We start from the raw sequence: 13201 nt of genomic DNA on the forward strand, positions 1-13201 counted from the left end.
ACGAGTTCATCTTATCAATCACTTTTCCGTCTGGCAACCCCTTCAAACGTTTTTTTTCGATGTAAGCGTATACTTAACAAAATCTTCAACTTTGTTGTCATCATATCGCCCTTGACTGATGACCACACCTTCATGTATGAGAACGGGGATTTCAAAGAGGTACTTTGCCTCGAGCACCTCATCCCCGGTGATGTCGATCTGTTCGAGTTCGATCGGGTAATCTTCCTGTAACCATTCGAGCATGACGACCGCCTCGTCACATAGTGAGCAATTATCACGTTTATATAAAGTAAGTTTCATTTCCGTCATCCCTTCCATACCTGTCGCTCGCGCTCGCGCGAATTACCGAATCCAAGCTCTTCCCGATAGTTCGTCACCGTCCGCCGGGTCACTTGATAACCGTATCGAATCAATTCATTCGCAAGCGCCTGATCACTTTGTGGTGCCTTCTCTCGTTGAATCAGTTCTGCGAGTGCCCGTTTAATCATAAATGGTGAATGCCCGCGACTTGTAGACCGAACAAAAAAGTGTCGCCATTCCATGATGCCACTCTCGGTCTTGGCGAACTTCCCTTGGATGGCTCGTCCGACCGTCGATTCATGTTTTCCGATGAGCTGCGCGACCGTCCGTCGGGTCAACGGATTAAGGACAAGTTCCCCTTTGAGCCACTCGGTCTGACGTGCTTCAATGATTGACCAAATCTCACGCAGCGTTTCGTTCCGCATCGAAAGGGACGTCATCCACCATTTCGCCTCACGGTCATTCCCGACACGCGTCTCGTCGAGTTCCGGACTGAGCCACGTCGTGACGAGTGTCCCCTCTTCATAGCGTACCTCGACTTCCGGAAACACGTGACCCGTTTCTTCATATAGTAGAGGACGTTTCGGAAGTGTCGCGACGATTCGTTCCAGTCTTGCCAATTCCTCCTCTGAAATAGCAAGAGCAGTCGTCATCTGTTGAGGACTCACCCCACTCTCAATCGCTTCGAATACATCGACGATGCGAGGGTCCTCATGTTCGATCGCATGTCGATATTGACACTCCCGTTCTGTTCTCGCCCCGATCCCCGTCGGTTCAAGAAATAAAAGCGCCTGCCTCGCCTGTTCGATTCGAGTGACGTCGACACCGAGTCGTGTCGCCAACACCTCATTCGCATCCGGCAATAATCCCCGGTGGTCGAGCAAGAGGACGAGTTGTCGTCGCAACGCTTTCTCATCCTCACTGCCGCTACCCTCATAAATCTGTGTGAACAGCTTCTCCTCAAACGAGCTCGCCGCATCTGCAATCCAATCGATGCCCCCGCTCCCGATTTGAATGTTCGTGTTATGTCGTGCAAGACGCGCCAGCCGGAATGCGAGCGCAAGACGGTCCGCCTCAAGGACCGGTAACCGCTGCACGAGGTCTTGCGTCATCTGTTGTTGCTGGATTTGTTTTTGCTCCTGCCGTTGCATCGTTCTCCCCCCTCTTTTCTATTGTATCGAACCCGCTTCCGTCGCGCTCAAAAAAGCTATGTGAACAGGATTGCTTTTTCAATAAAACAAATGTATAATAAATTCGTGTCACAGATATGCACCCGTAGCTCAGGGGATAGAGCACTGGTTTCCGGTGCCAGGTGTCGGGAGTTCGAATCTCTCCGGGTGTATCAGATGTAGAGGTCAGGCAGATTGCCTGGCCTCTTTTTCGTTTCACGATAAGAAAATCGTGGAATAGGTGAAAAACGATGACTATCGTTTGACCATCATTGACTATACAGGTATGATGAAATTACAACCTACATAAAGGAGGCAGATTCAATGTTAATTCCAACAGTTATCGAACAGACAGGCCGTGGGGAGCGCGCGTATGACATCTACTCACGCTTGCTTAAAGACCGCATCATCCTTCTCGGAAGTGCGATTGACGACAACGTCGCGAACTCAATCGTCGCACAGCTCCTCTTCCTTGCGGCTGAGGACCCAGAAAAGGACATCTCACTCTACATCAACAGCCCAGGTGGTTCGATCACAGCGGGTATGGCGATCTATGACACGATGAACTTCATCAAGCCGAACGTGTCGACGATTTGTATCGGAATGGCTGCATCGATGGGTGCCTTCTTGCTCCAAGCCGGTGAAAAAGGAAAACGCTTCGCATTACCGAACGCAGAAATCATGATTCACCAACCGCTCGGCGGCACACAAGGCCAAGCGTCAGACATCAAGATTCACGCAGAACGCATCATCAAGATGCGCGAGAAGTTGAACCAAATCATGGCAGAAAACACTGGACAGCCTCTTGAAGTCATCGAGCGCGATACAGAGCGTGACTACTTCATGGCAGCTGACCAAGCGAAAGACTACGGTCTCATCGACAAAGTCATGACACGTTAATTTTCCGAAAGACACACAATCCTAATTGGATGTGTGTCTTTTTTATTGACTTCTGAAACCTGCAAGTTAAAAAGATATTGACCCTATTTTCTGAACAAGAGACCTATAATAAATAGGAATATATAGATAATGTAGACCAAATCGGGAGGTTTATTTTGAAAAAATTATTACATTTCAGTTCAATTATTCCGTTTGATGATTCGGATAATCATGCTTCATTACCGGAATATTGGATGCATTCACCTGAAGCCATATGTGCTCTTACTAAAGATGATGAAATTTGGTTCGTCAACCCTTCGTTCGAAAAGTTGCTTTCAGAATCCATCGAAGAATTTGTTGAAATACTGTCAAACGAATTGGACCCTTTTGCGGAATCCATGACTTCGTTACACGATGGGATTCAAGTTCGTCTTCAACCGTCGAATCGTCTATTTCAATTGATGCCCGTCCCTATTTCTGTTCACCCTGAGATTACCTTGGTGTTCTCGGTGATGGAGCGAACATATGAAAATGAGCTCGCACAAGAACGCATGCGCTTTGATGCTTATCGTCAAGTCTTCGGCGACATTCACGGTCTCGCCCTCTTTGAGTTCAATTTAGAGACTCACTATTTCGAGACATTTGGATCATTGAAAGATATGTTCGGACTTAGCACTATTTCATCGGATACACATACACCGCTACTCTTCAAACAGTTACTCCATCCAGATGATTTAAATGTGTATTTAAAGATTCTTGGTGAGTTGATGATCGACCCTGAGATTGAGATGCGGGAGTCTGTTGTTCGAATCTTTCATTTAGAAGAATCGCAATACCACCATTATGTCGTACGTAGCCATTTATCTATGGATCGAAAACTACTTACATGCGCGGTGATGGATCAATCGGTCTACCAAACTGACAATGAGAAGATTGAGAAATTCAATCAGTTTATCGAAGCCGGGATGATGGAGTTTGATTTTCAGAGCGATACGTTCCAACACATCTCTCCTGGTCTATTCCGTATGATTGGATTTGAGATTGAGCCTTCTGATATCACGCTCGAATTTTGGAAGCAGTTTCTTCATCCAGAAGATTTGGAACTACTCACCTCATCACGTCATGAGACGTTACAAGGAGAATCCGCTACTTACATATATCGTGTTTATGTAAAGGATGAATTGAAGTGGGTGGAAGAAAAGCGTGACCCTATCTGGGATCAGAATAAAAATGTAACCGGTTACCGCTCCTATTTGAAAAATATTACGCGACTGCAAGAACAGGAGCAAGAAATCACCACATTACGGACAGTTGACCCGATTACGGGAATTGCCAATCGAGATACGTTAAAGACACATATCGAAGAACTACTAGAAGAGGCGCAATCCGTCACGATGATTGGAATTTCCTTCAATCACTATGCGGAGGTCAAACAAACACTAGGCTTTGAATTAGCGGATGAATGGAATGCCGTAACGATTGGCACGCTCCAACCTTACGTTCCTGAGGATGCCTTATTAGCTGTCATTCATGAAGATTTATATTGCATCGTGATTCCTAGTTATTGGACCGATGAGAGAGTCCGGCGTTTCGGTGAAAAGTTGACCACCTTGTCCGAACGCGCTTACAGCATCAGTGAGTATGAAATCTTCCCACACGTTTCCGTCGGTGTCTGTCGCTCCCCACATGACGGGATGACGGCGAACGAACTGATTGCCCATACCGTTCAGGTGACAAATCACGCTTACACACAGGGACATTCCAATCTGGCGTTCTATTCATCGAGCGTCGATTTGCCATCCTTGCGTCGCTATACGTTGATCAATGATTTACGCACCGCCATCAAAAATAGGGAGCTGTTTGTTGTCTATCAACCGAAAGTCCATGCGTGGACCGGTGAAATTGTTGGCGCTGAGGCACTGATGCGCTGGACACATCCAACTTGGGGACCCATCTCGCCTGCTGAATTTATTCCGTTGATTGAGCACAACCAACAGATTGTGGAATTGACGGACTTTTTAATCGAGGAAGTCTGTCGATTTATGAATCAGCTTCCGACATGCATCCCGATTTCAATAAACATTCCGGCTTCCTATTTCTATCTAGATAACTACATGCAACAAATTCAACAATCCTATACGAGACACAACATCCTACCTCATTATTTAGAAATCGAAATTCCAGAATCGACGCTATTGGAGAACCGAGATCGAATGAAGTCAGTGTTTGAGACATTGAATTCATTCGGCATCACCGTGTCATTTGACGACTTCGGTACCGGTTATTCTTCACTCGCGTACGTACAGGATTATAATATCCAAATCATGAAGATCGACCGAATTTTCGCACACGGCATCCATCAAAATGTGAAGTCACAAGCCATCGTCCGTAGCTTGATGTATATCGCAAAAGAATTTGGCATGGATATCGTCGTCGAAGGTGTCGAATGTTTCCGTGATTTGAATTGGTTGCGGGACCATGGTGTCCAAACGATCCAAGGTTATCTCTTCAGTCCACCGGTCGAGAGCGAGCAGATGATTCGTCTCCTTGATCAAACGTATTTACCTCCGACAGAAGTGAGTTCACTCGAAGGTCACACGATGTTGATTCCCGTTCAAATGATTTTTTCTCGCATCCAATCGTTCACGTCCGATTTGGGTCGAGCACCTGCCCTAGTGTCAATGGAAGATCGTAAGTCGTTCAAATTATATACGACCTTGTTTTTACCGCCGAACGATTTTTTACAGTTCTCCATTCTGATGAAATCGCAGGACCAACCGATTCCTGTCAACATCATCGGAACTCCCGACTTCGAGGACGGGATTTACACATATGAATTAGAGCCAATTGAACAGAGTTTACTAGAGGGCGCTACTGCGCACGCCTTCCATCTCACTCCGGAGCAAGCTAAAAATACGTTACATCTCCATCATTTCCTCTAAAAAAAGAACGCATCGATGGATGCGTTCTTTTTTCTATTCGATGGGCATCCAAATCTCAATGATGTCGTCCGCTCCACCTTGCCCGTGAATATAGCGCTCGAAGTCGACCGCGTCTCGTAGCGTCACATCTGGAACGTTTACTAGCTGCTCATACGTAGACGGAATCATCGGGATGCCTCCCTCCACCGTCGCGACGATATAGTTCCCTTTCGTCAGTTCGACACTTCGCGCACTTTCTCCCGACACCGGCTTCGTCATCCCCGCGACATAACCGTTCTCCTGCGGGAGACAGACCCCGTACGACTCGTCTGTCGTCAATTCTGGTTGAAGCTTGGCCCACATGTTCGGGATCTCCTCTAACGTACCACCATATCCATAGACGGAAATGGCTTCATTCAACATCTCATATCGAATCTTCATGTCGTTCCCTCCTGATTGCATCAATCGAATCTGCCTCTCGATTCGATGAAGTCGTTCGATTTCTGCCTGGACTTCATCCAATCGTGTTTCTAGTAATGTATCAACCGGTAGACCCGATTGAATTTGTTCTAGACGGAGTCCAATTTGACGTAATCGTTTGATTTCACTTAACCGTCGAATCTCTTCCATCCCGTACATTCGATACTGATTCTCGGTCCGCGTCGGGCGGACCAATCCGCGCGCTTCATAAAATTTGATCGCCTTGACCGACAATCCGGTCACATGGGCGACTCTTCCGATTGGAATCACGGTTTCCCCACCTCCTACTTTCACTGTACAGTCGCCCCTTAGAGGCAGGTCAATCATTAGTTTTCAGGGACCCGGACACCGAAGACGTATCGGCTATCTCCTTGCGACCACTCTCCGCCGACTTCATAGAGATAGATGCCCGGCTCATCCGGAACGACGAGTTCGGAAGAGACGAGTTCTCCATCCTCGATTCGATTGAAACTCGATGTCATCGGTTCTGCATGATAGACGACATCGATCCGGTCTCCCGGTTTGACAGTGATCAGTTGAAGATCGTCCGCTTCCGGTAGTCCGTAATCGGCGCATGTCGCTTGATTGCCGGTCTCCCAACAGTACGTCGATTGTTCCACTTCTGCCGATACCGAACCAACCCGAATCGTTGGAAGCGGCGGCTTGACACTGTCCTCTCCATCCCCAAATAAGGTCATGGCGAAATAAACGATTCCCGCCCCGACAAGTACAAACAGTAAGATCATCCACACACGTCGATTTCGTTTCACGGTCTCATCTCCTTTCTTCACTAGTTCCCTGTCACGAGATAAAATCCCTACTCTAACAAAAAAAGACCCACTTTCGTGAGTCTTGTGCGTCATTTCGGGCGACGCAGTCCTTTCATCATATAACCGCCTTTGAAGTCGATTGGGTCAAATGCGACGAGGAACGCTTTCGGTTCATGCTTCTCGACGAGTTCACGCAGTTCTTTCATCCGGGTACGGGCCGCCAATACGTCAAGACGGTAACGGACCCCGTCACGTCCTTGCCCTTGATAATGCGTAACTCCATATCCGTTGTCACGCATCTGTTGGATGAGTTCCGCTGGATATTCTTTCGTATGGACTTGAATCATGTTGTAACCGATGGCGAGTTTTCGTTCGACGAAACCGCCAAGTAAGATTCCGAGCCCGAAGCCGACCGCATACACGATCATACCTACCGTCGTCAGATCCTGGAACACGATGCCGAGCGCAAAAATATAGATTAGCGTTTCTAACGTTCCGAATAGACCAGCGATAACGGTCTTCCCTTTCACGAGCATGATCGTCCGGAGCGTTAACACCGGAACGTAGATTAGTTGTAGCAGTAGGATGAGTAAGATTTGACCCATTTGATCGACCTCCGTTCCAATTCATTATCACCACTATTCCAAATTTCTGAAAGAGATGCAACTAAAAAAGGCTGACCGGAGTCAACCTTTCACTTAGTTATCTAGATTCTTTACGCTCGTGAGCAACTCGTAGTCTTTACGAATGACTTCGTAGATTGCGTTCTTGTCCCCGTTCAACAACTCTTCCGCACGAAGCTGGTTCAAGAAGAGGCTTGTAGCGAACGTGACGAGTGCACTTTTCGGAATTCCGATTTCTTTAGCACGCTCTGTGATGACCTGGTCGAGCTTAGCGTCAATCGTGAGCGATAATCTTTTCTTTTCATTCGACATAATGATGAAGCTCCTTTTACTCGCTTTTCATAAAACCTATACACAATTGCTTATTATATAGGAAGAATGGTTTTGGCGCAACCGCATCACGAGGATGCGATCTCATCGCCGCTGCGCACGCGCTCGGCAATCTGGTCAATTTTACGAAGTCTATGGTTGATTCCTGACTTCGAGATCGGACCGGACTCGAGCATCTCCCCGAGCTCCTGTAACGAGACGTCTTGATGCGTGACGCGCAGTTCGGCGATTTCCCGCAATTTTTTCGGTAAGACGTCGAGTCCGACCGTCCGCTCCAAGAACTTGATGTTCTCGACTTGGCGCAATGCCGCACCGACCGTCTTGTTCAAGTTGGCCGTCTCACAGTTGACGAGACGGTTGACGGAGTTTCGCATATCTTTGATGATTCGTGCGTCTTCGAACTCCAACATACCCCGGGTCGCCCCGATCAACTTGAGGAAGTCCGAAATCTTTTCACTTTCTTTCATATACAGGATATGCCCTTTTTTCCGTTCGAGCGTCTTCGCATTCAACTCAAACCGGTTCGCTAAATCACGTAGTGCCTGGTTATGGTTTTCGTACAAGCTATAGATTTCGAGGTGGTACGAGGACGTTTTCGGATGGTTGATTGACCCGCCTGCGAGGAAGGCGCCACGCAAGTAAGCGCGCGCTAAGTTCTCGTCCCCCGTCATATCCGAGTTCAGTGTCCGAATCATCTCGTAATTCTCTCCGAGGATCTCAAGATCCCGAAGCATCGTTTCCGCATGCTGTGACACTCGGACGATGTAGACGTTGTTCTTTTTCAAACGCATTTTCTTCCGTACGAACAAGTCTAACGGATGGTCGTAAAGGCGTTTCATCAACGAGTAAATCCGCCGGGCGATCGAGGCGTTCTCCGTCGAGACATCTAAGGTCATACCTCGTCCAAGGGCGAGCGAGATGACCCCGTTCATCCGAACGAGTGCCGACAGTTCCGCTTTCGCTTCCGTGTCGGTCACTTCGAGTTGTGTCAATTCTTTCTTCACATCTGAGGCAAAGCTCATCGAGTCCCCCTCCTTTCTATCTTTCCAACAATCTTTATTTCAGTTCCAATTCTTGAAATGAGCGCGGCTTCTTGATGCGGAGTACCCGCTGCATGACGAGTCCGGCGATGGCGTCGGAATCATGACGGATATACTCCCGATTATAGTCGACGATGTCCCCAGCGAGAACGTTCGTGCCATAGTTCCGGAGCTTCTTCCGATCGAAACGGACCTCTTCCGATCCATCCTCACGGTAACGCTCCAAATACTCTTCTTCAATCGGTTCGTTGTTGACGACAATCGTGTCAATCGATGCCTTCCCAAGGTACGACTCGATGACTTTCAAGTGTTTCATCGCGTCATAGCCTTTCGTCTCACCTGGTTGCGTCATCACGTTACAAATATAGACGACCGGGACTTTCGAGCGGATGATGGCTTCCCGTACAGCTGGGATGAGCAAGTTCGGGATGATACTCGTATAGAGACTCCCTGGACCGAGCACGATGACATCTGCCTCTTCAATCGCCTCGACGACGCCCGGGGCCGGTTCAATGCCTTCTTCGAGTAAAAACATCCGTTTGATCGGTTGCTCATGAAGGGGGATCTTAGATTCCCCTTGGACGATGGTGCCGTCCTCAAACTCGGCTGCGAGGGTCATGAGCGTCTCAGTCACCGGCAATACTTTTCCTTGTGCGTTCAAGAGCTGCGACATGACATCGATCGCTTTGACAAACGAGCCTTCGCAGATGTGGGTCGCCGCCGTGAGCATCAAGTTTCCAAGGGAATGCCCTTCTAAACCAAATCCCGTATCGAAGCGGTATTGTAAAATCTTATCCATTAACGGTTCGACTTCCGACAATGCCAAGATGACATTACGGATATCGCCCGGAGGCAACATATGAAACTCGTCACGAAGACGTCCCGAGCTCCCCCCGTCGTCCCCGACCGTGACGATTGCCGTGATATCGAGTGGATAATGTTTCAACCCACGAACGAGAGTGGACAATCCTGTCCCTCCCCCGATAGCGACTACTTTCCGATCTCGTCTCATGTCACTTCTCCTTCGTCGCGTGAGCGAGGTCTCGGTGGACCGTCTTCACATTATAACGTTCAGCAAAGTGCTCCGACACTTTCTCAGCGAAGGTAATCGACCGATGCTTCCCACCGGTGCAACCGAATGCCACGACGACTTGCGTCTTGCCTTCCCGTTTATATTGCGGGAGAAGGAACTCGAGCATGTCGATCAACTTTTTATAAAATGCTCGTGCCTCCGGATGAGACATGACGTATTCCTGTACTTCTGTCGTCTGACCCGTGAGTGGACGGAGCTCAGGGATATAGAATGGGTTCGTGATGAAGCGAACGTCGAACAACAAGTCGATATCGAGCGGAACCCCATGTTTGAAACCGAATGACATGAAGTTGACTGTGAACGGGATCCGTTCTTCATTGAATTGTTGGAGGATGCGGTCCTTCAACATCTGAGGCTTCAATTCGCTCGTATCATACAGCGTGTGAGCCCGATCACGGAAACCTTCTAACAGTTCGCGCTCCATCTTGATGCCGACAAGTGGCGCATCTTCCGGTGCGAGCGGATGGGACCGTCGCGTCTCTTTATAACGGCGAACGAGCACGTCGTCCCGCGTCTCTAAATACAACAGGTGCGGATGCACATTCTTTTTTTCCAAATCGTCGATGACGATGAATAAGCTATCGATAAAGTCTCGTGTCCGTGTATCGATGGCGACCGCGATTTTCGGTCGGACCGAGCTGATGACATCAATCAATTGTGGCAAGAGCACCGGTGGCAAGTTGTCGACACAAAAATAGCCGAGGTCCTCGAAACTATTCATGGCGACCGACTTCCCAGCCCCGCTCATCCCACTGATGATGATCAATTCTTCTAATCCTTTAAAGTCTTCCATCTCGCTGACGCCCCCTTAAAATTGACAACCGAGCCGTGTGTGTAGCTCTCTCCATCTAGTATAACGAACGTCCGAAAAAAAGAGAAGGACCGCGGTTCCCCGCAGTCCTACCTTCTTGAATCATGCGTTTTGTTCTTGCAACGATTCGAGGAGCCCCTCGATGAAGTGTTGAGCATTCTGAGCGGCAATCGACCCGTCGTTCGTCGCTGTGACGACTTGACGGAGCGTTTTCTCACGGACGTCACCGGCCGCGAAAATCCCTGGGATATTCGTTTCCATCGCCTCGTTCGTGACGATGTAACCTTGTTCGTTCGTGATGCCGAGGTCTTGAACGAATCCTGTAATCGGGTTCATCCCAATATAGATGAAGACGCCGTCAATCTCGTGGTCTGTCTCTGTCCCGTCAACTGTGCTGACGAGACGAGCTCCACCAACTTTCCCGTCTTTCTCTGTGATTTCTTTCAATGTGTGGTTCCAAATGAAATCGATTTTCTCATTGTCGAACGCACGTTTTTGAAGAATCTTCTGAGCGCGAAGCTCATCGCGACGGTGAACGATCGTCACCTTGTTCGCAAAGCGTGTCAAGAAGACACCTTCTTCAACAGCCGAGTCGCCACCGCCGATGACGAACAAATCTTTCCCTTTGAAGAACGCTCCGTCACATACCGCACAGTACGATACGCCACGGCCACCGAGTTCTTCTTCTCCCGGTACGCCGATTTTCTTATACTGAGCACCAGAGGCGAGGATGATTGCACGTGCTTTATAGTCACGGTTGTGCGCATGCACGATTTTATATTGTGTTTCATCCGAGATGCTTTGCACGTCCCCATATGCATACTCCGCACCGAACGCTTTCGAATGGTCGAACATTTTTTGAGACAAGTCAGGACCAAGGATGCTGTCATAGCCCGGATAGTTCTCGATGTCTTCCGTGTTGGCCATCTGACCACCTGGAATCCCGCGTTCAATCATAAGTGTTGAAAGGTTCGCTCGTGAAGCATATAGCGCAGCGGTCATTCCGGCAGGACCGGCACCGATGATAATGACGTCATAAATTTTTTCTTCTGTCATGTTGATTCCACCTCTGCAAGAAATTGATTGCCTTTAGTATAAGAAACCTGTAAGGGTATCGTCTATCTTTATGCTTGTTCGAGTGTCCGTTTGAACGAACGGACCGTCTCTGTCAACGTGTCGACCGAGAGATGGAATGCGTCCGCACAATCTTCGAGAATCAATGCGTCCCGTTTCGTATAAAACATCCAGACGAGCGCAGCGGCCGATGCCGTTACGTCCATGAATGATTCATCAGACAACAGAAGCGTCGCGAAACGTTCATAGAAGTCGCCCTCTAGGCTCATCCGTTCCACTTCTGATACATGTGCTTCAGCCAAGACGAGCGCATCAAACGCACGCTTGATCCGGACGTCTCCTTTGAACGGTTGCTGACAAAGGTCGGCACGACACATCTCTGCGAACGCACGGACCGTCTCGTTTTCCGTCACCGCATTCGTGAGCGCAAGCGCTTCGAACGCTTCGTCATCTTTTAAGTTGGCGATGATTCGGATAATCTCGATTCGAGCCAAGTCGCTCTCTTGACGCAATCCTTGGACGAGCGCCGAACGAAATTCGAGGTTTTCTCGGATGTCGAAGCTTTGTTTCTCTTCAAACTGTTTCATCTCTTCATTGTTCAAGTAGGTGGCTGCCTCTTCAAGTCGTCCTGTCTTATAGGCAGACACGCTGAGCCAATGCCCAAACAATGGGTCCCCACGGAATCCGCGGTCTTTCAATAGACGCAGTTCTTCATATGCACGGTCGTAATGTCCGACAAGCGCGAGTGTCGTCGCCAATTTATAACGTAAGTCAAATTGGAGTGGACGGACACGTGTGAGCGGTGTCGACAACTGCAGGGCCACTTCCGATTGACCCGCTTCATGGAGCAAGAGAATCGTGTTCAAGATCGCATGCAAGTTGCCTGGATTTTGGTCGAGCACGTATTCGAGCGTCCGGAATGCCGCTTGGTCATCACCAAGGTAAAAACTGACGACCGACAGATTGTTGTATGCTGGCCAAAACGATGGATATTGACCGATGAGACGCTCGAGTGTCGCCTTTGCCGCAAACAATCGTCCTTTATCGATTTGACGCTGCGCTTCCGTATGCCACGTGATCAATTCGTCTTCTTCCTCGTCCTCTAACTCTTGTTCGAGTTCGATCAGTTCAAGAAGGGATTGCACGGCTTCCGTGAAGTGACCTTTCGTGTCACGGGCGAGATATTCGGATGCATAGTGCGCCGCTTCCTCATATTGAGAGACATAGGCACAGTTGCTTGCTAAGTGATACAGTGCCTCTGTTGCGGTCTCATCGAGCTCTAATACTCGTTTCCACACGTCATTGGCGTGGTAGACCTCCCCTACTTCAAATAACAGTTCTGCGTACTGTTTATGATAGTCGACGCGATGCGTGGCTGCCGCTGTCGCTTCAGCCATGAAAAAAGTCGCTTCATCCAGGCGACCTTCACGTAACGCACGACGACCTCTATAGTAGTGGAGCTCCGCAGCGAGCGGAGATTCTGGTTCGGGTAGCGTCATTACTGCTTCATAGTTCGCTTCCATATTCTAAATCCTCCACATCATCTCTAAATCTTTTTTTAGTTGCAGGGATAAGAATACCGCACTCGAACAGCGAGGGCAACTGAAAAAGTCAAAAAAAATTGCGACTATATTCCCTCTATAATGAATATTTTTTACTAGGTTCAAAAATTGTTTTTGAACGAAAATATGATAGCTTCATTTCTGTACAT

The 13201-nt window shown here is 48.5% G+C and carries 13 protein-coding genes and 1 tRNA gene; 3 read left to right on the forward strand and 11 right to left on the reverse strand.

The features are described from left to right. Positions 1-42: 42 nt before the first annotated feature. Entirely contained in the window at positions 43-300 is a 258-nt protein-coding gene (locus tag GVY43_RS06735; protein WP_230872831.1) for a glutaredoxin family protein, read from the reverse strand. Positions 301-305: 5 nt separating this feature from the next. Beyond that, complete coding sequence (locus GVY43_RS06740) at positions 306-1451, reverse strand: Fis family transcriptional regulator (RefSeq protein WP_159562633.1); 1146 nt, start codon at positions 1449-1451, stop codon at positions 306-308. A 118-nt stretch (positions 1452-1569) separates the two neighbouring features. On the opposite strand from GVY43_RS06740, the gene GVY43_RS06745 reads away from it, so the two are divergent. From GVY43_RS06745 to GVY43_RS06755, 3 genes are all read left to right on the forward strand, one after another. Further along, positions 1570-1642: transfer RNA gene (locus tag GVY43_RS06745), tRNA-Arg, on the forward strand. 151 nt (positions 1643-1793) lie between these two features. Continuing rightward, positions 1794-2369: an ATP-dependent Clp endopeptidase proteolytic subunit ClpP gene (clpP, locus tag GVY43_RS06750; protein WP_012726916.1), complete on the forward strand. Its 576-nt coding sequence runs from the start codon at positions 1794-1796 to the stop codon at positions 2367-2369. Positions 2370-2524: 155 nt separating this feature from the next. Further along, positions 2525-5290, forward strand: coding sequence for a bifunctional diguanylate cyclase/phosphodiesterase (locus GVY43_RS06755; protein ID WP_159562634.1), 2766 nt, complete (start codon positions 2525-2527; stop codon positions 5288-5290). A gap of 33 nt (positions 5291-5323) precedes the next feature. Here the strand turns inward: GVY43_RS06755 and GVY43_RS06760 are convergent, their stop codons facing one another. From GVY43_RS06760 to GVY43_RS06800, 9 genes are all read right to left on the reverse strand, one after another. Continuing rightward, positions 5324-6019: a MerR family transcriptional regulator gene (locus GVY43_RS06760; RefSeq protein WP_159562635.1), complete on the reverse strand. Its 696-nt coding sequence runs from the start codon at positions 6017-6019 to the stop codon at positions 5324-5326. 56 nt (positions 6020-6075) lie between these two features. Continuing rightward, a complete protein-coding gene (locus GVY43_RS06765; protein WP_236548933.1) occupies positions 6076-6519 on the reverse strand; it encodes a hypothetical protein in 444 nt (147 codons plus the stop codon). An 89-nt stretch (positions 6520-6608) separates the two neighbouring features. Then, positions 6609-7124 (reverse strand): DUF2179 domain-containing protein, encoded by a 516-nt coding sequence (locus tag GVY43_RS06770; RefSeq protein ID WP_012726919.1) that lies wholly within the window; start codon positions 7122-7124, stop codon positions 6609-6611. A 93-nt stretch (positions 7125-7217) separates the two neighbouring features. Next, on the reverse strand, positions 7218-7454 hold the full coding sequence (locus GVY43_RS06775) for a hypothetical protein (RefSeq protein ID WP_012726920.1): 237 nt from the start codon (positions 7452-7454) through the stop codon (positions 7218-7220). Positions 7455-7540: 86 nt separating this feature from the next. After that, complete coding sequence (whiA, locus tag GVY43_RS06780) at positions 7541-8494, reverse strand: DNA-binding protein WhiA (protein ID WP_159562637.1); 954 nt, start codon at positions 8492-8494, stop codon at positions 7541-7543. A 34-nt stretch (positions 8495-8528) separates the two neighbouring features. Beyond that, positions 8529-9524: a gluconeogenesis factor YvcK family protein gene (yvcK, locus tag GVY43_RS06785; protein WP_074036285.1), complete on the reverse strand. Its 996-nt coding sequence runs from the start codon at positions 9522-9524 to the stop codon at positions 8529-8531. Between the two features lies 1 nt (position 9525). Then, positions 9526-10398 carry an RNase adapter RapZ gene (rapZ, locus tag GVY43_RS06790; RefSeq protein ID WP_031422867.1) on the reverse strand — a complete coding sequence of 291 codons (873 nt, stop codon included), beginning with the start codon at positions 10396-10398 and terminating at the stop codon, positions 9526-9528. A 120-nt stretch (positions 10399-10518) separates the two neighbouring features. Next, positions 10519-11472, reverse strand: coding sequence for a thioredoxin-disulfide reductase (gene trxB / locus GVY43_RS06795; protein ID WP_074036283.1), 954 nt, complete (start codon positions 11470-11472; stop codon positions 10519-10521). Between the two features lie 68 nt (positions 11473-11540). Next, positions 11541-13013, reverse strand: coding sequence for a lipopolysaccharide assembly protein LapB (locus tag GVY43_RS06800; RefSeq protein WP_159562638.1), 1473 nt, complete (start codon positions 13011-13013; stop codon positions 11541-11543). Positions 13014-13201: the final 188 nt, after the last annotated feature.

Source organism: Exiguobacterium sp. 8H (genome assembly GCF_902506255.1).
GTDB classification, from domain to species: domain Bacteria; phylum Bacillota; class Bacilli; order Exiguobacteriales; family Exiguobacteriaceae; genus Exiguobacterium; species Exiguobacterium profundum.